Annotated in this window: 25 protein-coding genes; 17 read left to right on the top strand and 8 right to left on the bottom strand. The window is 61.4% G+C overall.

The features are described 5' to 3' along the window. The first annotated feature begins 130 nt into the window (after positions 1 to 130). The 11 genes from rdgB (at position 131) to I2I01_RS07100 (ending at position 10,861) form a co-directional block, all read left to right on the top strand. Positions 131 to 718, top strand: a complete 588-nt coding sequence (gene rdgB / locus I2I01_RS07150) for an RdgB/HAM1 family non-canonical purine NTP pyrophosphatase (RefSeq protein ID WP_196285772.1) — start codon at positions 131 to 133, stop codon at positions 716 to 718. Positions 719 to 880: 162 nt separating this feature from the next. Further along, complete coding sequence (locus tag I2I01_RS07145; RefSeq protein WP_196285771.1) at positions 881 to 1,510, top strand: uridine kinase family protein; 630 nt, start codon at positions 881 to 883, stop codon at positions 1,508 to 1,510. A gap of 205 nt (positions 1,511 to 1,715) precedes the next feature. Then, positions 1,716 to 2,123 carry a hypothetical protein gene (locus tag I2I01_RS07140; protein ID WP_196285770.1) on the top strand — a complete coding sequence of 136 codons (408 nt, stop codon included), beginning with the start codon at positions 1,716 to 1,718 and terminating at the stop codon, positions 2,121 to 2,123. A 134-nt stretch (positions 2,124 to 2,257) separates the two neighbouring features. Then, entirely contained in the window at positions 2,258 to 2,719 is a 462-nt protein-coding gene (locus I2I01_RS07135) for a DUF4268 domain-containing protein (protein ID WP_196285769.1), read from the top strand. Between the two features lie 77 nt (positions 2,720 to 2,796). Continuing rightward, on the top strand, positions 2,797 to 3,162 hold the full coding sequence (locus tag I2I01_RS07130) for a hypothetical protein (RefSeq protein WP_196285768.1): 366 nt from the start codon (positions 2,797 to 2,799) through the stop codon (positions 3,160 to 3,162). Between the two features lie 169 nt (positions 3,163 to 3,331). Continuing rightward, the gene (secDF, locus tag I2I01_RS07125; protein ID WP_196285767.1) at positions 3,332 to 6,319 is read left to right on the top strand and encodes a protein translocase subunit SecDF; all 2,988 of its coding nucleotides are present in this window, start codon (positions 3,332 to 3,334) and stop codon (positions 6,317 to 6,319) included. A gap of 248 nt (positions 6,320 to 6,567) precedes the next feature. Continuing rightward, on the top strand, positions 6,568 to 7,182 hold the full coding sequence (locus I2I01_RS07120; protein WP_196285766.1) for an RNA polymerase sigma factor: 615 nt from the start codon (positions 6,568 to 6,570) through the stop codon (positions 7,180 to 7,182). Between the two features lie 904 nt (positions 7,183 to 8,086). After that, the gene (locus I2I01_RS07115) at positions 8,087 to 8,758 is read left to right on the top strand and encodes a porin family protein (RefSeq protein WP_196285765.1); all 672 of its coding nucleotides are present in this window, start codon (positions 8,087 to 8,089) and stop codon (positions 8,756 to 8,758) included. 85 nt (positions 8,759 to 8,843) lie between these two features. Further along, a complete protein-coding gene (locus I2I01_RS07110) occupies positions 8,844 to 9,245 on the top strand; it encodes a c-type cytochrome (protein ID WP_196285764.1) in 402 nt (133 codons plus the stop codon). A 72-nt stretch (positions 9,246 to 9,317) separates the two neighbouring features. Then, the gene (locus I2I01_RS07105; RefSeq protein WP_196285763.1) at positions 9,318 to 9,911 is read left to right on the top strand and encodes a YceI family protein; all 594 of its coding nucleotides are present in this window, start codon (positions 9,318 to 9,320) and stop codon (positions 9,909 to 9,911) included. A 29-nt stretch (positions 9,912 to 9,940) separates the two neighbouring features. Beyond that, positions 9,941 to 10,861, top strand: coding sequence for a DUF5777 family beta-barrel protein (locus tag I2I01_RS07100; RefSeq protein WP_211537861.1), 921 nt, complete (start codon positions 9,941 to 9,943; stop codon positions 10,859 to 10,861). A 228-nt stretch (positions 10,862 to 11,089) separates the two neighbouring features. Here I2I01_RS07100 and I2I01_RS07095 read toward each other — a convergent pair whose 3' ends face one another. The 4 genes from I2I01_RS07095 to I2I01_RS07080 all read right to left on the bottom strand — a co-directional run bounded on the left by I2I01_RS07095 (position 11,090) and on the right by I2I01_RS07080 (position 15,802). Next, on the bottom strand, positions 11,090 to 11,689 hold the full coding sequence (locus tag I2I01_RS07095) for a NifU family protein (protein WP_196285762.1): 600 nt from the start codon (positions 11,687 to 11,689) through the stop codon (positions 11,090 to 11,092). 132 nt (positions 11,690 to 11,821) lie between these two features. Beyond that, positions 11,822 to 13,066, bottom strand: coding sequence for a hypothetical protein (locus I2I01_RS07090; protein WP_196285761.1), 1,245 nt, complete (start codon positions 13,064 to 13,066; stop codon positions 11,822 to 11,824). 46 nt (positions 13,067 to 13,112) lie between these two features. Next, positions 13,113 to 14,192, bottom strand: coding sequence for a chorismate synthase (gene aroC, locus I2I01_RS07085; protein WP_196285760.1), 1,080 nt, complete (start codon positions 14,190 to 14,192; stop codon positions 13,113 to 13,115). Positions 14,193 to 14,311: 119 nt separating this feature from the next. Then, the gene (locus I2I01_RS07080; RefSeq protein WP_196285759.1) at positions 14,312 to 15,802 is read right to left on the bottom strand and encodes a BatD family protein; all 1,491 of its coding nucleotides are present in this window, start codon (positions 15,800 to 15,802) and stop codon (positions 14,312 to 14,314) included. Between the two features lie 293 nt (positions 15,803 to 16,095). Here I2I01_RS07080 and I2I01_RS07075 point away from each other — a divergent pair, with 293 nt between their 5' ends. The 5 genes from I2I01_RS07075 to I2I01_RS07055 all read left to right on the top strand — a co-directional run bounded on the left by I2I01_RS07075 (position 16,096) and on the right by I2I01_RS07055 (position 19,991). Next, entirely contained in the window at positions 16,096 to 16,818 is a 723-nt protein-coding gene (locus I2I01_RS07075) for a ferritin-like domain-containing protein (protein ID WP_196285758.1), read from the top strand. A 35-nt stretch (positions 16,819 to 16,853) separates the two neighbouring features. Next, complete coding sequence (locus I2I01_RS07070; RefSeq protein ID WP_196285757.1) at positions 16,854 to 17,729, top strand: ferritin-like domain-containing protein; 876 nt, start codon at positions 16,854 to 16,856, stop codon at positions 17,727 to 17,729. A gap of 172 nt (positions 17,730 to 17,901) precedes the next feature. Then, the gene (locus I2I01_RS07065; RefSeq protein ID WP_196285756.1) at positions 17,902 to 18,657 is read left to right on the top strand and encodes a ferritin-like domain-containing protein; all 756 of its coding nucleotides are present in this window, start codon (positions 17,902 to 17,904) and stop codon (positions 18,655 to 18,657) included. A 45-nt stretch (positions 18,658 to 18,702) separates the two neighbouring features. Beyond that, on the top strand, positions 18,703 to 19,554 hold the full coding sequence (locus I2I01_RS07060) for a ferritin-like domain-containing protein (RefSeq protein WP_196285755.1): 852 nt from the start codon (positions 18,703 to 18,705) through the stop codon (positions 19,552 to 19,554). 221 nt (positions 19,555 to 19,775) lie between these two features. Next, positions 19,776 to 19,991: a hypothetical protein gene (locus I2I01_RS07055; RefSeq protein WP_196285754.1), complete on the top strand. Its 216-nt coding sequence runs from the start codon at positions 19,776 to 19,778 to the stop codon at positions 19,989 to 19,991. Here the strand turns inward: I2I01_RS07055 and queG are convergent. The 4 genes from queG to I2I01_RS07035 all read right to left on the bottom strand — a co-directional run bounded on the left by queG (position 19,988) and on the right by I2I01_RS07035 (position 23,112). After that, positions 19,988 to 20,947, bottom strand: a complete 960-nt coding sequence (gene queG / locus I2I01_RS07050; RefSeq protein ID WP_196285753.1) for a tRNA epoxyqueuosine(34) reductase QueG — start codon at positions 20,945 to 20,947, stop codon at positions 19,988 to 19,990. The two genes, I2I01_RS07055 and queG, sit on opposite strands and share 4 nt — an antisense overlap. Before the next feature lie 17 nt (positions 20,948 to 20,964). Next, positions 20,965 to 21,447: a YdeI/OmpD-associated family protein gene (locus tag I2I01_RS07045; protein ID WP_211537860.1), complete on the bottom strand. Its 483-nt coding sequence runs from the start codon at positions 21,445 to 21,447 to the stop codon at positions 20,965 to 20,967. A gap of 66 nt (positions 21,448 to 21,513) precedes the next feature. Next, positions 21,514 to 22,569, bottom strand: a complete 1,056-nt coding sequence (ruvB, locus tag I2I01_RS07040) for a Holliday junction branch migration DNA helicase RuvB (RefSeq protein ID WP_196285752.1) — start codon at positions 22,567 to 22,569, stop codon at positions 21,514 to 21,516. A 195-nt stretch (positions 22,570 to 22,764) separates the two neighbouring features. Next, positions 22,765 to 23,112, bottom strand: coding sequence for an HIRAN domain-containing protein (locus tag I2I01_RS07035; protein ID WP_196285751.1), 348 nt, complete (start codon positions 23,110 to 23,112; stop codon positions 22,765 to 22,767). Positions 23,113 to 23,141: 29 nt separating this feature from the next. On the opposite strand from I2I01_RS07035, the gene I2I01_RS07030 reads away from it, so the two are divergent. Further along, the gene (locus I2I01_RS07030; RefSeq protein WP_196285750.1) at positions 23,142 to 23,390 is read left to right on the top strand and encodes a hypothetical protein; all 249 of its coding nucleotides are present in this window, start codon (positions 23,142 to 23,144) and stop codon (positions 23,388 to 23,390) included. Positions 23,391 to 23,445: the final 55 nt, after the last annotated feature.

Genomic DNA, 23,445 nt, shown 5'->3' with positions numbered 1-23,445 from the left:
GCTGAGCGCAGCCGAAGCATCTCTACTGCAACACTAAACCAATCGACGGGTTTAATTGCGGGAGAGATGCTTCGGCTGCGCTCAGCATGACGTTCTTTCTATTTCTATTTGATTGATTAAACCCGATTCCATGCCTGCCCAGCTCTGCTTCGCTTCCAACAACGCCCACAAGCTCGATGAAATCCGGCCGCTGCTGCCCGCTGGCCTCACGCTGCTGAGCCTGGCCGATATTGGCTGCCACGAAGAATTGCCCGAAACCCAGGATACGCTCGAAGGCAATGCCCGCCAAAAAGCGGAGTACGTGCGCCAGCACTACGGCGTGGCCTGCTTCGCCGACGATACCGGTCTGGAAGTGACGGCTCTGGGTGGCGAGCCCGGCGTATACTCAGCCCGCTACGCCGGCCCTCAGCGCCGCGCCGAAGACAATGTGGCCAAGCTCCTGCACGAGCTGCAAGGCGCTGCAGACCGCTCGGCCCGCTTCCGCACCGTGGTGGCCCTGGCCCGCGCCGATGGCAGCACGCACGAATTTGCGGGCGAGGTACTGGGGCACATCACCGAAGACACCCGGGGCGCGGGCGGCTTCGGCTACGACCCGGTGTTTGTGCCCGACGAAGGCGACGGCCGCACGTTTGCCGAGATGAGCGGGGCCGAAAAAAACCGCATCAGTCACCGGGCGCGGGCCGTGGCCGGGCTGCTGGCGTTTTTGCAAAAGGAATAAGAAACGCCTGTCATCCCGAGCGCAGCGAAGGACCTTTCACGCCAAACGTGCCGTTGCAAAGTGATAAGGCCCTTCGCTGCGCTCAGGACGACAGGCGTTTTTCGCTGGATGCTCTGTTCATTCCTCGCCTCCCTTTCCCGCGCAGCATTATCTTTGCCTGCTATGCACACCCCGTATCTAATTGGCATCACCGGCGGCAGCGCTTCTGGTAAAACCACGTTTCTGCGCCGGCTTCTGGCTTCTTTTCCCGAAGAGCAGATTTGCCTCATCTCGCAGGATAATTATTACCACCCGCGCGAAAAGCAGCTGCGCGACGACCAGGGCGTTGAGAACTTCGACCTACCCGCCAGCATCGACGCCGCGGCCTATGCCGACGACGTACTGCGCATCAGCCAGGGACAGGAGGTGCGCCGCAAGGAATACACCTTCAACAACGCGGCCGTGACGCCCAAGGAACTGGTGTTTCGGCCGGCGCCCATCGTGGTGGTGGAGGGTATTTTCGTGTTTCACTTCGAGGAAATCGCCAAGCTGCTCGACCTCAAGGTGTACATCGATGCCCAGGAGCACGTGAAGCTGCATCGCCGCATCATCCGCGACCGTGATGAGCGGGGCTACGACCTGGCCGATGTGCTCTACCGCTACACTCACCACGTGGCCCCCACCTACGAGCAGTTCATTGCGCCCTACAAGCACTACGCCGACATCGTAATTCCAAACAACCGCCACTTCGAGAAAGGGCTGGAGGTGCTGGTAGGCTTCCTGCAGGGCAAGGTGGCCGCCGCTCAGCGATAAACGCTGGCGGAGTTAGAAGGGCAGTTTTGAGGCCGTTTGAACGCCGAGGCATTCGACTTTGCGGATGCTTTTTTGGCCTACTTCATAAAATGGAAGTTAAAATAGATTATCTTGTACCTGCAATTGACGCCAGCCCGGCAGACACTAACGCCGTATAGGACCTGATTGCTTTCTGGTTTTGATAATCCATTTTGCTTTGCCACTTATGAAACGTGCACGTTTACTCTTTTCTCAATGGGCGGTGCTCACTGCCCTTTCGGCCGGGCTGCTGGGGCTGACCAGCTGCGATAAGAACGGTCAGGCGGGCATTTTGCAGCACCCGGCCGGCAACTCGGCCTACCGCGTGGAGGTGACGCCCGACAACGCCTACAGCCAGGCCTTCGACGCCAACCTGGGCAAGCTCAACGACACCACTTACCTCATTATTACCAAGGCCGAGCGCGGCAGCGTGTTTGCGGTGCACACCGGCCCGCTGCCCACCGCCGACCACGCCGTGTGCTTTGCCAGCACCAACAACGCCGGCTTCAAAGAGTGCGTGCAGGAGTATTACCACAACGCAGGCGGCGTAGCCATCCAAAGCAACGAAGCCGGCTGGTGGGCCACGCCGCTGTAGGCGGAAGATTTCGACAGCAACACAAGCCCGTCATGCTGAGCGCAGCCGAAGCATCTCTACCGCGCAAGTAATTTATTTACTGCCGCACGCGAGATGCTTCGGCTGCGCTCAGCATGACGCTTTTTACCTACCTAATGTATAGCAAAGCAGAAGCTACCCAACTGCGTCAGGCTTTCTGGACCACCTTCGGGCAATACATGGCGCCCATTCCATCGGCCGAGGGCGAAACCACCAATTGGATAAACTACAAGACGGGCATCAAGCACCTGTATTTCCGAATGCAGGCCGACAACCGGCGCGCCAAAATTGCCATCGAGCTGAACCACCCCGACGCGGGCATTCGGGAGTTGTTCTGGGAGCAGTTTCTGGAGTTGAAAACCCTGCTGCACGAAACCTTGGGCGAAACCTGGATATGGGAAGCTGAGTCCATCGATGCGCAGGGCTTGCCGCTGAGCTGCATCTACCAGGAGCTAAGCCCCGTCAACATTTTCAACCGCGAAGACTGGCCCAAGCTGATTTCCTTTTTCAAGCCCCGCATTATTGCCCTTGATGCGTTCTGGGCCGACGCGCAATACACGTTTGAGGCGCTGAAATAGCCGGCACGCCGACTATAAAGATGCCTCTTGCCCGCATTGCCTTGAAATGGGTATCTTTGCAGACCCCGTACATACCCATGCTGGTTCTGCTCTCCCGTTTTTGGTTCTCGCTCCGCTTTGCCCTGCTCGCCGCCACGGTGCTGCTGGTGCTGGGCCTGAACCAGCGCGCCGTGAGCGTGCTGCGGCCCGTGGGCAAGGGCGAAGCGCGGTTTACGCGCGCCACGGTGGTGAAACAAAAGGTAATGCTAGAAGCCACGGCTTCGCTCAAGCATTTTGTGGCTCCGCTGGGCACGGCCTGGCTGCCGCTGCCGGCCATTGCGGCCACTTGGCTGCCCACGCTGCGCCAGTTGCTGGCCGTGCCGCGCCTGCGGGCCGGCATCCGGGCGGGCGAGGTGTTTCGGGCGCGGCTGCTGGCCGTGGCGCTGTCGCCGCAGGCCCCTTAGTGAAGTGTTGAGTTTTGAGGGTTGAATGCTGAATGACCTTTTGCCAAACGGCAGAGGGTTCAGGCAGCATCCAACCCTTTTCCACTTCCCCATTCTTCCGCTTTGCTATTCCTGGCTATCCAGTGCAGGAATTCAACCCTCAACATTCAAAACTCAACCCTTTTCTCTAATGCGTAACAAAGGATTAATCATCGCGCTTACCGTCGTTGTCACGGCGTTGTGCGCGTACTTCCTCTTCTTCACCTACGTCTCGCGCGGGGTGCAGCAGAAGGCGGTGGCCTACGCCACCCGCAACGGCAAGATTGACGAAACCGCCCGCCAGCACTACCTTGATTCGGTGTGGCGTGCCCCGGTGTTTGGGCCCTTCACCTACCGCGAGGTGCGCCAGAGCGAGCTCGGCCTCGGCCTTGACCTGAAAGGCGGCATGCACGTGACGCTGGAAGTATCGCCGGTGGAAATTGTGCGCGCCATGAGCGGCAACAGCAAAGACCCCGCCTTCAACAAATCGTTGGCCGATGCCCAGGAGGCGCAGAAAACCAATTCCAGCACGCCCTTCACGGCCCTCTTCGCCCAGGCTTGGCAGCAGAACGCCGCTGGCCGCCCGCTGGCCAGCATCTTCGCCAACACCACCAACAAGAGCCGCAACATCGACATCAACTCCTCGAACGAGAAGGTGATTGGCGCCATCGACAAGGAAGTGGAAGAAGCCATTGACCGTTCCTTCAACATCCTGCGCACCCGCGTAGACAAGTTCGGCGTGAACCAGCCCAGCATTCAGCGCGTGAAAGGCACCGGCCGCCTGCAAATCGAACTGCCCGGCGTTGATAACCCCGACCGCGTGCGCAAGCTGCTGCAAGGCCAAGCCAAGCTGGAATTCTGGGAAGTATGGAACCAGAACGAAGTAGCCCCCTACCTGGTGGCCCTCGACAAGCAACTGCAAGCCAAGCAAACCGCTGCTAAAGCTGCTCCCGCTGCTGCTACCACCGACACCACCGCTACGGCCGCTGCCGCCGGCGACTCGACCTCGCTGGCTGCTCAGCTGGCTAAGAAGACCAAAGCTGGCAAAGCTGGCGCCGACACGGCTGCCGCCAACACGCCTGGTGTGCTGGCCAAGCTCTTCACCATGCCCGGCCGCCTGGGCGTGAACCTGCGCGACACCTCGGCCATGAACAAAATCCTGCGCTCGCCCGAGGCTAAGGCTACCCTGCCCCCCACCCTGGCCCTGCTCTGGAGCCTGAAGCCCACCACCATCGACAAGCAGGAATACCTGGAGCTGGTGCCGGTGCGCAAAACCCGCGACGGCGTGCCCCCCATGGGCGGCGAAGTAGTGAGCGACGCCCGCGCCGACCTCGGCCAGAACGGCCAGCCCGAAGTGTTGATGAACATGACGCCCTCGGGCGCCCGCAAGTGGCAGAAAATGACGGCTGCCAACATCGGCAAGCAGATTGCCATGGTGCTGGATGACTACGTGTGCTCGGCGCCGGTGGTGCAGGGCGAAATCTCGGGCGGCGGCACCAGCATCACGGGCAGCTTCCAGGTAGAAGACACCGACGACTTGGCCAACCAGCTGAAAGCCGGTAAGCTGCCCGCTCCCACGCGCATCGTGGAAGAAGCCGTAGTAGGTCCGTCGCTGGGTAAGGAAGCCATCAACCAGGGCCTGTACTCGTCGCTGGCCGGTGTGGTGATTATCATGCTGTTCATGGCATTTTACTACGGCCGCGCCGGCATCGTGGCCGACATCGCCCTGCTCTTCAACATCTTCCTGATTCTGGGCGTGCTCGCTCAGTTCGGCACCGCCCTCACGCTGCCCGGTATTGCCGGTCTGATTCTGGTGATGGGCACCTCGGTGGACGCCAACGTACTGATTTTCGAACGGATTCGAGAAGAACTGGACCACGGCCTCAGCCTGCCTGACGCTATTAACAAAGGCTACTCGCGTGCCTTCTCGGCCATCTTCGACTCGAACGTGACCACCATGCTGATTGCCGTGATTCTCGGCTTCTTCGGCACGGGCCCGGTGCAAAACTTCGCCATCACGCTGGGTATCGGTGTGCTCACCTCGTTCCTGTCGGCCGTGTTCGTGTCGCGCCTCATCATCGAGTGGATGGTGAAGGGCAACGAAAACCACCCGATGACCTTCAGCACGGTGATTTCGCGCAACCTGTTCAAGAACCTGAACTTCGACATCGTGGGCAAGCGCAAGCTGGCTTACACCTTCTCGACGCTGTTCATCGTGGCCGGCTTCGTGCTGATGTTCGTGCAGGGCGGCCCCAACCTGGGCGTGGACTTCAAAGGCGGCCGTGCCTACGTGGTTGACTTCAACAAGACGATGGTGGCCTCCGACGTGGCCGACAAAATCCGCCCCGTGTTTGAAGGTGCCGGCCTCGAAGTGAAGCAGTACGGCTCGCCCGACCGCCTGCGCATCACCACCGGCTACCTGGCCGAAGATGAAAGCGTAGCCGCCGACAAAAAGGTGGTAGCTGCCCTCAACAAAGGCCTGGAAGCTTACAGCGCCGATGCCCCGGTTATCAAGTCGACCTCGAAAGTGGGTGCTACCATCGCCGACGACATCAAGCGCACCTCGGTGCTGTCGCTGGGCCTGACGCTGCTGGGCATCTTCGTGTACGTGCTGTTCCGCTTCGAAAAGTGGCAGTATTCGATGGCTGCCGTGGTGGCCCTGTTCCACGACGCCCTGCTCGTGATTGCGGCCTTCCCGATTGCCCGCCTCTTTGGCCTGAACTACGAGATGGACCAGATTTTCGTGGCTGCCCTGCTCACGGTTATCGGCTTCTCAATGAACGACACGGTGGTTATCTATGACCGTATCCGCGAGTACCTGCGCGAGAACCCCAAGCTGACCTTCGCCCAGGTGGTGAACCCGGCCCTGAACTCGACCTTCTCGCGCACCATGATTACGTTCACCACGGTGTTCCTGGTGGTGTTTGTGATGTACGTGTTCGGCGGCGAAACCCTGCGTTCGTTCTCCTTCGCCATGATTATCGGCATCATCTTCGGCACGTACTCGTCGCTGTTCATCGCCACGCCGATTATCCTCGACACCTACGGCAAGAAAGAAGAGCGGGAGCGCCGCGCCGCCGGTGAGGACCTCAGCAACGTGGGCACCGACGCTCCGAAGCTGAGCCAGGCTAACGTGTAATCTGAACCGCAGATTAAGCAGATTTAACGGATTGAACAGATTCAAGCGTTAATACTGATTTGAGAAAAGGCCGTCCAATGGACGGCCTTTTTTTGTGACTAATTGTGGCTTCGCGGCTGTAGCAAGCCAGGAATAATGGTCGAATCCGTTCAATCCGTTAAATCTGCTTAATCTGCGGTTCAGACACAGGCAACCCTTTTTTACTATCTTCCGAGTGGTCTTGTGAAGTCCCGCCAACGGCCGCTTGTATGCTGCACCTTTCCTCACCTAAATCTGCTCCCCCGACGCTGCCGGAGCTGCTGGCGGCCTGCCAACGGCAGGACCGGCTGGCGCAGCGGCGCCTCTACGGGCAGTTCCACGGCTTTGCGATGAGCATTTGCCTGCGCTACGCCCGCGACCGTGACCAAGCTCTTGAAGCCGCCAACGACGGTTTTCTGAAAGTATTCCGCGATTTGTACCGCTTCGATGCAGCGCGCCACCCCGAAGATGTGCTGGGCTCGTTCCGGGGCTGGCTCAAGCGCATCATGATTCACACGGCCATCGACCACTACCGCGCCAACGAGCGCCACCAGCACCAGCAGGAACTTGACGACGTGACCCTGAACCAGGCCGACCAGGGCGCCACGCCCCTCGATGCGCTGAGCTACGACGAGTTGCTGGGGCTTGTGCAGCGCCTGCCACCGGCCTACCGCGCTGTGTTTAACCTGGCGGTGATTGACGGATTTGGCCACGAGGAAATTGCCGAGCAGCTGCGCATCTCGGTGGGCACGTCCAAATCCAACCTATTCAAGGCCCGCGCCCATTTGCGCGCCATGCTGGCCCAACACGCTACTATTTCTATGCCCCGCTATGTGGTCGGATAACGATATTGATAAAGCATTTCAACGGCTCAACCCACCGGAGCCGGAGCCCGCGCCCTTCCCGCTGGACGCCTGGCTGCGCCTGGAAAATGAGTTGGACAAGGAAGAAGTGGCCCGCACCGTGCGGCGGAAGATGTGGCGCTTTTTTGCGGCCGAGGTGCTTATCGTGGCACTCGTAGGCTTGGGCTGGCTGCTGTGGAAACCAGCGGACGCGGTGGCTCCGGCTGCTTCCCGGGTAGCTGCCAGTGGCACACCCCGTCCGAAGGAAAGCCAGCACCTTTCGGCATCCACCGCAGCACAGCCAACGGTGGCCGCCCGGCCGCACGGTGCGGCAGACGCATCGGCTGTTTCCCCGGCCAGGTTGAGCGCCGCGACGGTTAATTTGGCTCCTGCTGCAAATGCAGCGGCTGGTGCTGCTACGCCCGGGTTAGCGCCAGTAGCCGCACGTGCTGCTTCCAGCACCCAGGGCGCTGCATTAGAGCCCCGCAAATCCGTTTTGGGCGTGGCAGTTGCCACACCTCGATTCAACTCGGCTTCGGCACGTGGCGGGGCAGAACACCAGACCAGCCGTCTGCCTTTGGCCGCCGCTATTCCCTCCAAATCCCGCAAGGCCCGTCGGCTTGCTGAGCAACAGGCACAGCGTAGCCACCAACGCAATGGTTCGGTCGTGGCAGCGCGGTTTCATTCGCAGGCGTCCTCGGCAGTAGCCACGTCTGGGACTCCAGCAACTGCATTAAGCGCTACCAATAGCACCCGTGGCGAGGGCTGGACGAACCCGCAGCCTGAGGCCCGCATTTCTGATGAGGCGGATGGAAATTCAGCAACTGCTACACCACTGGCTGCCGCAGAACTCGACTCCGAAACCAGCCCGGTAGCATCTGATAACGCAGCACTTGTGCCACAGGCGGTGAGCTTGCCCACCGCGGCCCTTGCGCTGCCTGCGCCCCTAACGCCGGTAGCCGAGACGAAGCTCACTACTGCAGCACCGGAGCCGCGCTTCTTCATTAGCCTGGTGGGCGCGCCCGACGTGAGCACTGTGAGGTTCGTTAGCGTAGAGCGGCCCTTGCTCAACCTGGGGTTGACCTTGGAGTACCGTTTCACCAATCGTCTGCGCTTGAGCACCGGCCTGCTGCGCGCCAATAAGGAATATTACGCTCGCCGCGAGGACTATGATTGGACGAACTACCCCCGGGCGCAAACGCGAACCTTTAGCTGGGTGGAGGGCAAATGCATTGTGCTCGACGTACCGCTGAACCTGCGCTACGACGCCGTGGTGCGCGACAACGCCCGGTGGTTCGGCACGACTGGCCTCTCGTCGTTCTTCATGCACCGCGAAAACTACAGCTACGACTACCTCGAAGGTGGCGACTACAAGCTCTGGGAAATGCCGGGCCTAGTCAACGCCAACCAGCACCTGTTCAGCGTCCTCAACCTCTCGGCCGGCTACGAGCGCAGCCTGGGCCAGCACTGGCGCCTGCAGGCCGAGCCCTACGTGAAGGTGCCGCTGGGCGGCGTGGGCGCCGGCAAGGTGAAGCTGACCAGCGCAGGCGTATTTCTGGGCGTGAAATACGGATTTTAGGTGCGGGCACGCCCCATTGCTTCGTAGCTTTCCGGTTTCAGTTGCCAAGCGGCATTTCTTCTCCTTCTTTTTGATGCTATTCGGTATGTCCGTCTTCTACTCCTTTTCTGCTCAGCTGCGGCTCGCGCTAGCGGGCGTTTCACTCCTCACGCTGGGCCTTGCGGCCGGCTGCACCTATTCGCACGGCGACCCCGCCCCTGCCTGCGACGTGCCCAGCGAAAACGTGACGTACAGCGCGGTCGTCTCGCCCATTTTCGATGCGCATTGCCGCGAGTGCCACGGCACCAGCGTGTATACTGTGAAAGGCGGGGGCAACAACTTCGGCGACTATGCGGCCATCAACCGCTACTTCTCGCCTTCCAAAATCATCGGCAGCATTCGGCACGACCCCAACTTCGACCCCATGCCGCAGAACCGCGACAAGCTCTCCGACTGCGACATCCAGCGCATCGAGAAGTGGATAGCGGCCGGCAAACCCAATAACTGAGTCAGTATCCGGAATTGAGCTATAAGTGCTTTGGCTTGATTCTCACTACTCATTACTTCATCCTCTTTCGCTATGAAACGCCCTTTCTTTCTGCTGCTGGTCTTTTTCTCGCTCACGGCACTGAGTCACTCCCACGCGCAAAGCAAGTTCATGACCAAGACGGGGCGGGTATCGTTTTTTTCGTCCAGCCCCATCGAGGATATTGAGGCCCGAAACGAGCAGATGGCTGCCGTGCTCGACTTTGCGGGCGGGCAGCTGGCTTTTTCAGTTCCGATTAAAGCCTTCGTGTTCAAGCGCACGCTCATGCAAGAGCACTTCAACGAGAACTACATGGAGTCGGACAAATACCCGAAAGCCACGTTCTCGGGCCGCTTCGTGAGCTTTGACGCCGCCACGCTGGCCACCGCCGGCCCGCACAATGTGCAGGTGGAAGGCGACCTGACCCTGCACGGCGTGAAGCGCCACATCACGGTACCGGCCAGCGTGGAGCTGAAAGGCAGCCAACTGCTGGCGTTTGCCACGTTTCCGGTGGCCACGGCCGACTACAACATCGAAATTCCGCTGCTTGTGCGCAACAACATCGCCAAAATCGTGACCGTGCGCGTGGCCCTCACCTGCGACGCCGTGCCCGGAGCAGCCGTGGGCGCCGCCACCCCGGCCCATTAACTTCAACTTTCCCGCCTATTTCCGTTTTTATGTGCCGTCATTTCTACACTACTTACTGCTTCACGGGCTTGCTGCTGGCTGGCCTGCTCGCGCTGGCCAGCCCCGCCCGCGCCCAAACCGACTTGCTGCGCGACCTCGAAAAGCAAACCACCGACTCGACCAAGCAGGAAGCGGTGGCGGCCACGTTCAAGGGCACGCACATCATCAACGCGCAATCCGTTGAAACGCCGGGCCGCGGCACGCTGGCCTTCCTCATTCAGCACCGCTTTGGCACGCTCAACAGCGGCGCCTACGAGTTTTTCGGCCTCGACCAGGCCGTGCTGCGCCTGAGCTTCGAGTACGGCTTGAGCGACCGGCTGGCCGTGGGCGTGGGCCGCAGCTCGCAGGAAAAAACCTTCGACGGCTTCCTGAAATACCGCGCCCTGCGCCAGAGCACCGGCGCGCACGCCATGCCGGTATCGGTTACACTGTTTGCGTCGTCGGCCATCACCACGCTCAAGTTCAATGAGATTGCCAACACCGAAAAGCGCAGCACGGCCTCGCGGCTCGACTATGCTTACCAGGTGCTCATCGCCCGCAAGTTCAGTCCCAGCTTGTCGGTGCAGCTTATGCCCACACTCATTCATCGCAACTACGTGGCACTGGCTGGCATGCAGAACGACGTGTACTCCATCGGGGCCGGCCTGCGCCAGAAGCTGACCAAGCGTGTGGCCTTCACCGCCGACTACTTCTATGTGCTGCCTGGCTACGTGGCCGACAACTTCCACAACGCCCTCGGCCTGGGCTTCGACATCGAAACCGGCGGCCACGTCTTCCAGCTGCACGTCACTAACTCTAAGGGCATGACCGAGAAGTTTTTCGTACCCCAGACGGATGGCAACTTCTTCAAAGGCGACATCTATTTCGGCTTCACCGTGGCGCGGAATTTTACCATCAAGTCGCAGCTGTAAAGCCAAGCGCTTCATCTGTCATTGCGAGCATTCCGCGCATGAAGCGGCGACGAAGCAATCCGTCCTCTCAACGCGACTAGCCTTTCGTTGTAATGAAGCCAATCAAAAAGCCCCGGCGCCATTACGGCACCGGGGCTTTCTGGTAAAAAAGAGTGTCTAGTTTCGACAGGACGGAATGCTTCGTCGCCGCTTCATGCGCGGAATGCTCGCAACGACAATGTTTCGTGCTTACACCAGCACGCCTTCGGCTACTACGCTCTGCACTTCGGGCACCATGCGCTTGAGCAGGTTTTCGATGCCCGATTTCAGCGTAACAGTAGCCGAGGGGCAGCCGGAGCAGGAGCCCTGCAGATTTACGGTCACCACGCCTTCGTGGTAGCTTTTGAAGGTGATGTTGCCACCGTCTTGTTCCACGGCGGGGCGCACGTAGTTGTCGAGCAGGTCGATAACTTTTTGGGCAATCTGACCTTCCTGCTGGGTGGGGTCGCCGGCGGTGGCGGCCTGGGCAGCCTTCTGCTCAGCGGCGGGGTCGACGGTGAAGATGGGGCCGCCGGCTTCAACGTAGCCCTTCAGGAACTGGCGCAACTCGGGGATGAGCTGCGTCCAGCCGAGGTCGGGCTGGGTTTTGGTGATGGTGACGAAGTTCTGGGCAATGAATACGCGGCCCACATAATCGAAATTGAACAGCTCCTGCGCCAGCGGCGAGTTGGCAGCAGCTTCGAGGTTGGGGTAATCGACGCTCACGCCATCAACCAGCAGGTTTTGGTTGAGGACAAATTTCATGCTCTCCGGGTTGGGAGAGGCTTCGGCATAAATGGAAACAGACATGGCTGGGAGGCTTAAAATCAAGGAGAAAGCTTGACGCGCTTGCAACGGCAAAGATACAACCGCAACGGGGCATCATAGGTTGCAAATGTACCTACATTGATTTGTTTGTGCCGGGTGCCTGGTTGCCCCCGGCTATTGGGGGCCTAGCAGCCACAGCCCACGCTCGCGCAACATCCGGGCCACGGGCGAATCGGGACGCAGCAGGGGCAGCAGCTCTGCCCAAGGCACCACTAGGTTGGGGCCCCAGCGGTAGAATAGCAATTCATGGTCGCTGTATTGAAACTCAAGCCCCTTTTCGACTATGCCAAATGCGTCGTTGGCCGGCAACGGCAGCCACTCAAAGCTGTCGTCGGCGCTTTGCTCCCCGCCAAGGCCCGTCGGGCTGCCGGATTCGGATTGGTCGTCATCGGTGCGCAGGTGGCGAGCCAAGGCGTGGCGTAGGGCCACCGCGGCGCCGGGCTGCAGAATGTCGTTCAGCGTCAGCACAGCGCCGGTATTCAGGTCGTATACCACGTGGGTGAAGCCGTGCGAACAAGCCGAGGACCCCGAGCAGTAAGAATGGTCTTCGGCCCAGGATAACAGCCCGTAGTCCAGGTATTCCACATAAAGGCTGCTGTATTCCTCTTCGGTGCCACGTGGCTCCTCGTAGTAGCCCTGTCTCCTAGCTTCGGCTACATGATTAAGCTTTTCGCCGGCTCTTTGCCGGGGTCCGGTGGCGCGTGCCGCCGGGGGCGGGCACTGCAGTTCGGCCAGTGCCGGGCGTAGGGTGTCGGGGCCCAGTAGGTGCAGGTAGGCTTGGCCATACATGCCGTACATGGTTGCGTGGCGCAGCACCGTGTCCTGGCTCACCCGCTGGGTCCAGTCGGCGCTGCGCATCACCTGCTCCCCCACAGCCACGTAATCCACCATGAGTACTTCGTAGGGCACGGCGGCGAGCTTACCCTGGTCGTCGTGGTAGTCTTCGTGCAGTTCAAAAGGCTGCGGAGGGCCCGTTGGCCCCGTCCACGTGCCCGTCAGTCGGGGCCCTACGGACTGGTCGGCCCGCCAAAACCCCACGCCGACGGTGGGCTGAGCGCTGTCGGCTTCTACCAGCCGCAGAGCTACGGCGGGGCGGTAGTCTGGCCACGCCCGCAGGCAGTGAAGCACCGCGGGCCGGCCCGCAAAACGCACGGTGCCGCGCAGGGCCGGGTCGCCGTTTTCGTCTTTGTCGCGGTTCAGCTCAACGGTGACTTGCTGCCCGCCCACGGTTCCGCGGTAGCGGGCCCCTGCAAACGGCGGGGCCACTGCATTTGGCGGCGCAAAGCGAAAGATGGGGCCTGGTGCTTCTGCCCACTGTGCCCAGGCCACCTGTTCTCGGCCAGCCAGCAGCAGAATCATGAATCCAAATCGAAGGAAAGACGAATGCACCGGCACCAGATGGTTTTTATAACCGGTTGGCCCGCGCCCGCAGCAGCAGGTCGGCCAGCACCAGTTGCGTCATGGCCTCCACAATGGGCACGGCGCGGGGCAGCACGCAGGCATCGTGGCGGCCTTTTCCAACTAGGGTGATGGCCTCGCCTTTGTCATTAATGGTTTGCTGGGGCTGGAGCAGGGTGGCCACGGGCTTGAAGGCGACGCGGAAATAAATGTCCTGTCCGTTGCTGATGCCGCCTTGGCTGCCGCCGCTGTGGTTGGTGCGGGTGCGCACGGCGCCGGTTTCGTCGGTGTAGAATTCGTCGTTGTGCACCGAGCCGGGCAGCTTCGTACCCGCAAAGCCGGAGCCGAATTCGAATCCCTTCACCGCATTGATGCTGAGCAAAGCGTGGCCCAACACGGCCGGCAGCTTGTCGAACACAGGCTCGCCCAGCCCGGCGGGCACGTGCCGGGCCACGCCCGTGATGATGCCGCCCACAGTATCGCGCGCGGCCTGCGCCTCGCGGATGCGGGCTTCCATGCGGGCGGCCGTGTCGGGGTGCGGGCAGCGCACGGGGTTGCTGTCAATGAGGCTCAGGTCCAGTTCCTGATATTCCAAAGGCAATTCTACCTCGCCCACGGCCGAGACGTAGGCAGCAATTTCAACCCCGAAATGCGCCAGCAGCTGCATAGCCACGGCCCCGGCGGCCACACGGGCGGCGGTTTCGCGGGCCGAGCTGCGGCCGCCGCCGCGGTAGTCGCGCCGGCCGTACTTCACGTCGTAGGTGTAGTCGGCATGGCTGGCGCGGTAGGCGTGCGCAATGTGCGAATAATCGTCGGAGCGTTGGTCGGCGTTGGGGATGAACAGGCTGATGGGCGTGCCGGTGGTCAGCCCCTCGAACAGGCCCGACTGTATGTGCACCGTGTCGGATTCCTTGCGCGGGGTGGTGAGGTCGGACTGTCCCGGCCGGCGCCGGTCCAGCGCCGCCTGAATCTGGGCGGCCTCCACGGCCACGCCGGCCGGACAGCCATCGATGACGACGCCGATGCCCGCCCCGTGCGACTCGCCAAACGTGGTGATGCGAAAGAGGGAGCCGAAAGTATTGGACATGTTTTGTTAGTGGTTAACGGGTTAATGATTAGTGGTTAATTGGTGGCAATGAAGCGTGGCGCTGGACGAGCCAACACAAGCATTAATCACTAGCCGTTAATCATTAATCATTGACAAAATTACGCCCGCCGCCCTGCCCGCCACCAGCCGAAGCCGGCCAGGCCGGCCAGGCCGATGAGCAGCCAGTCGGCGTAGCGACGCACATCCCGGTACACGTCGAGCGACTGCAGGGTATCGTCGGCGCTGGCCAGGGCGGGGCCGTAGAAGGGGTCGTCTTCGGGCTTGGGCATGGATGCGGGCGGGGTTGCCACACCCTGAATGTTCGGACGCAGCTCGGGGCGCAGGGTGTCGTAGTGGGCCGTGGCCGGATTGAACACCACAAGGCGGATGAGGCTGTCGAGCGGGAGCACGCCGGGGCGCCGGGCCACCAGCCGGTAGCGAAACATCTTGCGCCCACCGCCGGACGTGGCGGCCTCTTTCACTTCGGGCCCAAATACTTCCAGGCCCGGGCGGGCCGGCCACTCGGGTGCCAGCACGGCCGCCAAGTTGCCACGCCCTTCCACCCCAAACGTGTAAGTGAACGACTCGCCCACCCGAAACCGGATGCGGCTGATGGCCTCCCGCACCTGAAAAGTGCCCACAGCCACGGCCCCGCGCTGCTCGGCCTGCGGCAGGGGCTGCACCTGCACGCTCAGGCCCGGCGCGTAGTAGGTTTTGTAGCCCGCCAAGCGGTTGTCCTGGCCCGGCTCGGGCTTTTTCAACACCTTGAATTTCACCATCGTCAGGGCCAGGGGCGGGAAGTGCAGGGGCTGGGCCGTGAGCGGGTAATAAATGTTTTCGGCCAGCCGGAAACGCAGGTAACGCTCGCCCTGGTGGCGCACGGTGTCGGGCGTCACGCTGGCCTCGGGGCCGGGCTCCTGCCAGGCGGTGGGCTGGTGCAGCTCGTGCAGCAGCGGCGGCAGTTGGTCGTTGAAATCGTGAAACGCCAACAGGGCTTGGTCTTCGGGCTTGAGGTAGAAGTAGAGGCCCACCCGCACGCCCTCGCCCACAAACACACGCGGGCGCTCCGCCACCACGGCCAGAAAGGCGTGGTCGGGCACGTCCTGGTAAAGCACTGGCTTGGGCTTGCCAAACATCTTGTCGAGGTCGCCCACGGCTTGCAGGGGCGCGGTGGGGTTGGCCGGCTTGGTAATGGTGCCGGGGTTGGGCACCGGGGCGGGGCCCACGTGCACGGTGCTCCCGCTGCTGCGCAGCACCACGCCGTTCACCGTCAATTGAAAGGGTTTGATGACAACGTCGCCCTCGCCGTAGGGCACGTAGCGCTGCGTAATGGTGACGTCGACAAAGCGCCGGCCCTGCACGGTGCGCACGGTGTTGGTGCGCGTCTTGCCTGCTTTCTTAAAGCCGTCGAGCTCCGGAAAATCCGAGTATTTCTCCAGCGTGCCGCCCCGTAGCCGGAAGCCCAGCGTGAAAACGCCCGTCACGGGCAAGGCGCTCGGGCCGGGCACCAGTTCCACATCGGCTGGAGCGGGGCTGGCGGCGGGCTTGGGCACTGCGGCGGGCTGCGCCACGGCTGCGCTTAGTCCCAGCAGCCACCAGAGCCCCGCCATTCGCCAAAAAAGTCTTCCCATAGTTGCCGGCCCGTTAGCAAACCTTAAAAGTAGGCTGAATTGCTGGAATCCCCATTTTCGCTAAAAGAACGCCAGGATATATACAGCAGCAGGATGACATTTGCAAAATAAAATTTCGGCTTCATAAATCCTTTTCTGATGCAGTTGCCGTATCTGCCCTCACATACCCCAACAATAAATCTGGTTTTCTTCCTTGCAGTGGCCTTTATAGGCCGCACGGTTGTGTATTGCCTTTGCTGGCCACCTTATTTTCCCACTTAACTTTTCTCACCATGTCCGACAATCTCCAGCCCCGCGGCTCCGACGACGCTGCGTTCGCCCAGCCGCTGTACACGCCCATCAAGCGGCGCTCGTTTTTCATGTACGCCGGCGCTACCGCTGGGGCTACGGCCCTGGTGCTGGCCGGCTGCTCCAAAGACAACGACAACAACCCCGTCAGCAATGGCATCAGCCTGGGCTCGGGCGATGTGGGCGTGCTCAACTACGCCTACGCCCTGGAGCAGCTCGAAGCCGCGTTCTACGCCCAGGTGGTGAAGACGCCCGCTTCCGACTTCCAGACCGGTGAGCTGGCCTATTTCACCCAGGTAGCCGCCCACGAAGCCATTCACCGCGACTTCTTCAAGGCCGCCATCAACCGCGACGCTCCGGGCAAAATCCTGCAGGACCTCACCCCAAACTTCACCAGCATTGACTTCACCAAGCGCGCCAGCGTGCTGGGCGCAGCCAAAACCTTTGAAGACCTGGGCGTAGCCGCCTACAACGGGGCCGGCATTCTCCTCAAAAATGCTGCTTACCTGGTCATTGCCGGCCAGATTGTGTCGGTGGAAGCCCGCCACGCCGCTTACGTACGCGACCTGCTCACGCCCGGCTCGTTTGCCGACGACAACCAGGTTGACGCCAATGGCCTCGACAAGCAGATGATGCCGACGGATGTAATTACCGCCGCCCAAGGCTTCATCACGCAGAAACTGGACGCCAGCTCGGTTGGCAAATAAGGCTTCCTTTCCTCCACTTGTAACTCCTCATTGCCATGAATTTTTTCCAAATCATCGACCAGCTGGCGGCCGTAGACCCCGACGTACTGGACCGCTTCGATTCGCGTCGCTCCGTCTTTAACTCCCTGGGCTCCGTAGCCAAACGCTCGGCCCTGGCTGCCACGCCGCTGTTCTTAGGCGCGCTGTTCCAGAAAGCCTATGCCGGCACCAAGTCGACGCCCGTGGAGGTGCTCAACTACGCCCTGACCCTGGAGCTGCTCGAAGCCGACTATTACCGCCTGTTCCTGGCGGCCGGCACCATTCCGGCCGGCGCCGCCACCGCGGCTATCACCCAAATCAAGAAGCACGAGGACGCGCACGTGGCGCTGCTTACGGGGGCCATCCGCTCGGCGGGCGGCACGCCCGTAACGGGCAGCTCGACGGCGGGCGTGCGCTTCAAGCCCTCGGCGTTTCCTTCCACCTATGCGGGCCAGCTGCAGGTAGCCCAGTTGCTAGAAGACGCTGGCGTGCGCGCCTACAAAGGCCGCGCCGGCGAGTTGATTGGCACTACCCTGCTCACTACGGCTCTGCAGATTCACTCGGTGGAGGCACGCCACGCGGCTCACATCCGCACCATGCGCGGCCAGCTGCCGTGGGTGAACCCCGCCGATGACCTGGCCTCGAACGCCATCTACACCAGCGGCGTCACGGCTACGCCTTCCACCACCGTCACCACGGCCGGTGGCTCCTACGGCATCCCGGCCTACACGGCCGCTAGCCCCACCGAAAACAACACCGTGCAGTCGAACGTGCCCCTCACCTCGGGCCTGGGTGCTACCTACACCGCCGCCGATGCTGCCGCCGCTTTCGACGAATACCTGCAGGCAGCCGAGGTAGTAGATGCTTCGCGCGCCGGTGGCCTGTTGGCTTAAATTCAGCCGTTAGGACACTTTTTCGGGCTTAGCCCCCTTATGAAGCCGGTTCCGCTTGCGCGGGGCCGGCTTTGTTGTGCTGGCGTTGCAACCATTGGTCGGGCAGGAAGTACCTTTGTACTGGCTGGGACCCGGCTTATCGGGTAGGCGGGCTGGCTTGAAACGTTTACGAATGTCTGACCTCTCTCATTTGCCCGCTCGGCGGGAGCCGTCGCTGGGGCGACGCTTGTTTTTGCAGCTTTCGGCGGCTTCGGCGGCTTCGGTTGCCCTGGCTGCGGCGGGCTGCAGCCCTTCCTCCACCCCTACCCCGGCGGCCGCCTCCAACCAGATTGTCCTGCCCCAGGGCAACCAGGGCCTGCTCTACTACGCCTACTTTCTGGCCCTGGCCCAGGCCACTACCTACCAGAAAGTAGTGGATGCACCACCCAGCGACTTCACCCCCGTTGACCGGGCCGTCTTCGACGACCTGCGCGACCACGCCGTGGTGCACCGCGAAACGCTGAAGTACCTCATCGACCCCACCCGGGCCACCGTCATCTTCCCCGCGGATTTTGCGTTCAACCTCAAGTCCTTCACGCTCACTACGCGGGCGGGAGCACTGGCGGCGGCGCAGCAGCTCGAAGACCTGGTGGCCTCGGCCTACCCCGTGATTTTGCCGCTGTTCAGCAGCACGAACATCTATAAGCGCACGCTGCTGCTTAAGATGTCGACGGTGCAGGCCCGGCATGCCGCCACGGTGCGCGACCTGCTCACGCCCGGCGGCTTTGCCAGCAGCGCTGTCGTGGATGGCAACGGGCAGCTCATCACCCAAACGCCTTTTGTTGTGCTCACGGCGCTGGCGCCTTTCGTGGCGCCCTATGTGCTGGCCTTCACTTGCCCCGACACCAATTCCAGCACCGACGCCGGCCTTTGCACCGCCAACGGCTAGCGCTGCCTTATTCGTTATTTCTACGGCCGCCCCGGCGGTTTCTGCATGAAGCTGATATCCTTGCTTGACCATTTGGCCGCCACGCCGGCCAGTTCTGCGGCCGCCCCACGCCGCGACGTGCTGGCGCAGCTGGGCCGGGCCGCCGCTGCGGCGCTGCCGCTGGCCCTCGGCACCCTGCCGGCCGCTGCCGCCACCAACGACACGCCCCTGGATGCCTTGCTGCAACTGCTGCAGCTCGAGCGCCTGCAGGCGGCCCTCTACACCCAGGGTCTGGCCGCGACAGGCCTGATTCCGGCGGGCCAGACGGCTGATTTCCAGCGCTTGCTGGCTCATCAAAACCAACACGTGGCGTTCCTGACGCGCACCCTGCAAGATGCCGGCAGTGCTGCGCCCACGGCCCCCACCTTTGACTTCAGCGGCCGGCGCAACGTGGCTTCCAACCCCGAGCTGTTCCCGGCCGTGTTCAGCAACTACGACAATTTCCTGGCCCTGGCGCAGCAGATTGAAGACCTAGGCGTGCGCCTCTACCAATATCAGGCGTTCAACATCAATTCTGATACCCGCCTGACCCAGGCCGTGTTGCGCATGCAAAGTGTGGAAGCCCAGCATTCGGCTCACGTGCGCAGCCTGCGCCGCGGGCGGGGGGCCACGGTGGGCACCTGGCCCAGCGACGAAGATGCCACCATTGTGCGGCCGGCGGCCCAGGCCCTCACCACGGCCGCTACCGGCGGCGAAGCCAACGTTGTGCAATTCGCGTCGGCCAGCACCCAGGTGCCGTTTTCGACGTTCTTTCTCATTCGCGACAATACGGCCATTCACGACCCGGCCCTGGCCGAGGCGTTCGACGAGCCCATTACCAGCGCCGTAGGGCAAGCCGCCCTCAACTTATTTAGTTAAGCCGCTTGTCGGCATAAAATTTTGGCATTTTCCCGGAAAAGAGCGGCCCTGGCCGCTCTTTTCGCGTATTGTCCCTCCCGCAAGCCCCGCCACCCTTACGATTCTGCTTGCGTTCGCTGCCTGTTATATTGTATCTTTCCTATTATCAAAAGCACCAAGCCCAGGCCACGCCTTGCCGTTGCCTTTCCTCTGTTCTTCACCGTCCTCCCAATCCCACCCAAATGTTAGACTATGTAAAACTGATACTGACGAAAGTCAGCTTCAACAAGGCGCTGTTTGAGAAAGAACTTCGCAAAGCCCTCCACATAGTACTGCCGGCCGAGCTGGCCGATTTTCGCAGCTGGTGCTACCAGCAGTTTGCCCGCGTGTACCGACACGTGCTGAAACGGGTGTTTGGCCGCTTCCGCGACGATTTCCCGGTTGCTGGCGTGGGCTAGTCTATAGGTAGCGGTGCTGGTTCGTTGCTTTCCGTCACGAACCGGATGTTGCGCCGGAGGCCTTCGTAGCCCGTGCGCTTCACGGCCGACTGGCGGAATAACTCCGTAAATAGTTCGTGGGTGATTTCGCGCCAGTCGCCCGGCGTCAGGTCTTTCAGGCCAGGCGCGGGGTTGAACTGTGGCTCGTTGTGCGGTTTCGAGAAGCGGTTCCAAGGGCACACGTCCTGGCAGATGTCGCAGCCGAACACCCAGTTGCCGAATTGCCCAGCCACTTCGGTCGGAATCTGGTCCTTGAGCTCGATGGTGAAGTAGCTGATGCACTTGCTGCCATCCACCACGTAGGGCTCGGTGATGGCCTGCGTGGGGCAGGCGTCGAGGCACTTGGTGCAGGTGCCGCAGTAGTCGCGAATGGGCCCATCGGCAGGCAGCTCCACGTCCACAATCAGCTCGGCGATGAAGTAGAACGAGCCCGTGCCCGGCGTTATCAGGTTGGAGTTTTTACCCACCCAGCCCAGGCCCGACTTCTTGGCCCAGGCCTTGTCCAGCACCGGCGCCGAATCGACGAAACAGCGCCCGCCAATCTGGCCAATCTCCGCTTCCATGTCGGCCAGCAGCGTCTTCAGCTTGTCCTTGATGACGAAGTGGTAGTCGCGCCCGTAGGCGTACTTGCTGATTTTGAGCGTGTCGTCGGGCTGCTGGGTTTCGGGCGCGGGGTAGTAGTTGAGCAGCAGCGAAATCACCGACTTGGCGCCGTCCACCAACAGGCGCGGGTCGAGGCGCTTGTCGAAGTGGTTTTCCATGTAGCCCATGCGGCCGTTCATGCGGCGGGTGAGCCAGGTTTCGAGGCGCGGCGCTTCTTCCTCCAGAAACTCCGCCTTCGAAATGCCACAGGCCATGAAGCCCAGTTCTGCCGCGCGGCGCTTGATGAACGGGGCCCATTGGAACTGAGGAAGCATTCTTGACGAGAATAGGGTTAGGGACGGTCGCGGCCAACGAAGCGGTTTCTGCCCAGCAAAAATCCGACAGCGCGCTCTAAGTTGCGCGCCAGGGTTTCTTCGCTTTTCAAACGCACCAGATAACGCACCAACTCGTGCTGGCGCGAGGGCGGCAGTCGGTCGAACACCTCCCGGGCTTCGGGAGTTTCGGCCAGTGCCTTTTCAAAAGCCGGGCAAGCAAGCACCGGCGCAGGCGCTGGGTTGTAATCAATACCAATGGCCAGCACCTCCCCAATTCGGCGCGGCGAGTTGGGCAGCATCAGCAAATTGATATACAGGCGCCAGAGGCCGGCGTAGCGCACCAGCGTCTGCTGATAGGGCTGGCCGTTCACGGTTCCGTGCACGCGTATCGGCCCCTTGATGCGCCCCGCCCGAGCGAAAACGTCGGCCAATACCTCGGCGGGCACCTGCACAAACGGATTGACGCCAATGATTTCCAGCGTAGCGGTAAAAGTGTGCATGAGCAGCGGCCATATACAAAAACGCACCGCCGGATGGCGGTGCGTTTTCATCAAATGATAACAAACCTACGAGGTTATCTCGTCGAACAGGCTGGCGCCGTTGTTGCCGCGCAGGTGGTTGGGCAACAGGCGGCCGAGGTGCTGATACGCCGCCTCGGTGGCTTCGCGGCCACGCGAGGTGCGCTTGATGTAGCCTTCCTGGATGAGGAAGGGCTCGTACACCTCCTCGATGGTTTCGCCTTCCTCGCCGCAAGCCGTGGCGATGGTGCTGATGCCCACCGGTCCGCCCTTGAACTTGTCGATGATGGTGCTGAGGATGCGCTTGTCCATGTCGTCGAGGCCGCGCGAGTCCACGTCCAGGGCGTTGAGGGCAAACTGCGCGATTTCGACCGTGATGGTGCCGTTGCCTTTAATCTGGGCGAAGTCGCGGGTGCGGCGCAGCAGGTTGTTGGCAATACGGGGCGTGCCGCGCGAGCGGCGGGCAATTTCGAAGGCCGCGTCCTCGTGGATGGGCGTGCCCAGAATTTCGGCCGAGCGCTGCACGATGCTGGTCAGCAGCTTCGAGTCGTAGTACTCCAGACGGGCCGAGATGCCGAAACGGGCGCGCAACGGCGCCGTGAGCATACCCGAGCGTGTGGTGGCGCCCACCAGGGTGAAGGGCGACAGCGAAATCTGCACCGAGCGGGCGTTGGGGCCCGAGTCGAGCATGATGTCGATGCGGTAGTCCTCCATCGCCGAGTACAGGTACTCTTCCACCACGGGGTTGAGGCGGTGGATTTCGTCGATGAACAGCACGTCGTGCGGCTCTAGGTTGGTGAGCAGGCCGGCCAGGTCGGAGGGCTTGTCGAGCACCGGGCCACTGGTCATCTTGATGCCCGAGCCCAGCTCGTTGGCGATGATGTGCGAGAGGGTGGTTTTGCCCAGGCCGGGAGGGCCGTGCAGCAGCACGTGGTCGAGGGCGTCGCCGCGCTGCTTGGCGGCGGCCACGAACACCTTCAAGTTCTCCAGAATCTTGTCCTGGCCCGTGAAATCGTCGAAACTAAGCGGGCGGAGGGCTTTGTCGATGTCCTTGTCGGTGGCATCAAACCCATCGGTTCCGCCGGTGAGAAAGGCTTCGCGCATAGATATAGTTGCTAAAATTATTGGTCGCTTCTTGCTAAGCTAATGAGTAACTATTTACCAGGCAAAAAAGCTCCTTTTATTGAATAAAAAACGCCTCTCATCCTGAGCGCAGCGAAGGACCTTACCACGTTGGAAACTTCGGGCGTGATAAGGTCCTTCGCTGCGCTCAGGATGACAGAATTTTGTCTGTCTCTTCTACTCGTGCAGCAGCACTTCAATGTCTAGGTGCAGCCAGTCGGTTTCCCAGGATTTGTGGTTGAGGCGAGCGGTGAGGTGCTTGCCGGCGTCGAGCAAGCGGGCCACGGTTTCGTTGCGGCCTTCGGGCAGGTAGCCGAGCCATACGTTGGCGGGGTCGGTGGCGGGGGCGGTGTGCACCTGCACGGCCCAGTCGTCGTAGTGGTTGTCGGCCTCGCGGGTGAGGTGCAGGGCCTGGCCCACCTTCAGCTTGGGCTCGTACTTCTCCAGGTTGGGGCGGTGCGAGGTGCCGGCCACGAGGCATTCGAGCAGCACGAGGGGTTCGGACGCAGGGACGATTTTCATCATGGGGCCAAATTACGGCACGGGCGAACTATATGGATGAAGCCTGCGGCACAGGCGAATGGCCCGCAAGCAAATATTTTCCACATTCTATTGCGGCCATCGTGCGTCGTTCTTCTGACTGTTTCAACTTCTGGGTGATTTTGATGCCCAACCTTGCTTTTAAAGATGCCTGCACGAAAAATGCTGCGCTAGCGTCGGCAGAGTTCCACGATGCCCTGCTGCCACTGCTACAGGGCTACAGCGATGAAAAGGAAGTGGCCAAGGATAGGCAGCGGTTTTGAGGTGGGCGGAACTGATGATGGAGTAAGAATTGAAATCCATATTTCAACCATCTAA

The sequence above is a fragment of the Hymenobacter properus genome (genome assembly GCF_015694735.1).
GTDB classification, from domain to species: domain Bacteria; phylum Bacteroidota; class Bacteroidia; order Cytophagales; family Hymenobacteraceae; genus Hymenobacter; species Hymenobacter properus.
Note: the sequence above shows the minus strand (reverse complement) of the source record. Positions and strands in the feature narration are given on the sequence as shown.

Coding starts and splice junctions, on each gene's coding strand:
- rdgB (WP_196285772.1), top strand. CDS start 131: ATGCCTGCCCAGCTCTGCTTCGCTTCCAACAACGCCCACAAGCTCGAT.
- I2I01_RS07145 (WP_196285771.1), top strand. CDS start 881: ATGCACACCCCGTATCTAATTGGCATCACCGGCGGCAGCGCTTCTGGT.
- I2I01_RS07140 (WP_196285770.1), top strand. CDS start 1,716: ATGAAACGTGCACGTTTACTCTTTTCTCAATGGGCGGTGCTCACTGCC.
- I2I01_RS07135 (WP_196285769.1), top strand. CDS start 2,258: ATGTATAGCAAAGCAGAAGCTACCCAACTGCGTCAGGCTTTCTGGACC.
- I2I01_RS07130 (WP_196285768.1), top strand. CDS start 2,797: ATGCTGGTTCTGCTCTCCCGTTTTTGGTTCTCGCTCCGCTTTGCCCTG.
- secDF (WP_196285767.1), top strand. CDS start 3,332: ATGCGTAACAAAGGATTAATCATCGCGCTTACCGTCGTTGTCACGGCG.
- I2I01_RS07120 (WP_196285766.1), top strand. CDS start 6,568: ATGCTGCACCTTTCCTCACCTAAATCTGCTCCCCCGACGCTGCCGGAG.
- I2I01_RS07110 (WP_196285764.1), top strand. CDS start 8,844: ATGTCCGTCTTCTACTCCTTTTCTGCTCAGCTGCGGCTCGCGCTAGCG.
- I2I01_RS07105 (WP_196285763.1), top strand. CDS start 9,318: ATGAAACGCCCTTTCTTTCTGCTGCTGGTCTTTTTCTCGCTCACGGCA.
- I2I01_RS07100 (WP_211537861.1), top strand. CDS start 9,941: ATGTGCCGTCATTTCTACACTACTTACTGCTTCACGGGCTTGCTGCTG.
- I2I01_RS07095 (WP_196285762.1), bottom strand. CDS start 11,689: ATGTCTGTTTCCATTTATGCCGAAGCCTCTCCCAACCCGGAGAGCATG.
- I2I01_RS07090 (WP_196285761.1), bottom strand. CDS start 13,066: ATGATTCTGCTGCTGGCTGGCCGAGAACAGGTGGCCTGGGCACAGTGG.
- aroC (WP_196285760.1), bottom strand. CDS start 14,192: ATGTCCAATACTTTCGGCTCCCTCTTTCGCATCACCACGTTTGGCGAG.
- I2I01_RS07080 (WP_196285759.1), bottom strand. CDS start 15,802: ATGGCGGGGCTCTGGTGGCTGCTGGGACTAAGCGCAGCCGTGGCGCAG.
- I2I01_RS07075 (WP_196285758.1), top strand. CDS start 16,096: ATGTCCGACAATCTCCAGCCCCGCGGCTCCGACGACGCTGCGTTCGCC.
- I2I01_RS07070 (WP_196285757.1), top strand. CDS start 16,854: ATGAATTTTTTCCAAATCATCGACCAGCTGGCGGCCGTAGACCCCGAC.
- I2I01_RS07065 (WP_196285756.1), top strand. CDS start 17,902: ATGTCTGACCTCTCTCATTTGCCCGCTCGGCGGGAGCCGTCGCTGGGG.
- I2I01_RS07060 (WP_196285755.1), top strand. CDS start 18,703: ATGAAGCTGATATCCTTGCTTGACCATTTGGCCGCCACGCCGGCCAGT.
- I2I01_RS07055 (WP_196285754.1), top strand. CDS start 19,776: ATGTTAGACTATGTAAAACTGATACTGACGAAAGTCAGCTTCAACAAG.
- queG (WP_196285753.1), bottom strand. CDS start 20,947: ATGCTTCCTCAGTTCCAATGGGCCCCGTTCATCAAGCGCCGCGCGGCA.
- I2I01_RS07045 (WP_211537860.1), bottom strand. CDS start 21,447: ATGCACACTTTTACCGCTACGCTGGAAATCATTGGCGTCAATCCGTTT.
- ruvB (WP_196285752.1), bottom strand. CDS start 22,569: ATGCGCGAAGCCTTTCTCACCGGCGGAACCGATGGGTTTGATGCCACC.
- I2I01_RS07035 (WP_196285751.1), bottom strand. CDS start 23,112: ATGATGAAAATCGTCCCTGCGTCCGAACCCCTCGTGCTGCTCGAATGC.
- I2I01_RS07030 (WP_196285750.1), top strand. CDS start 23,142: ATGGATGAAGCCTGCGGCACAGGCGAATGGCCCGCAAGCAAATATTTT.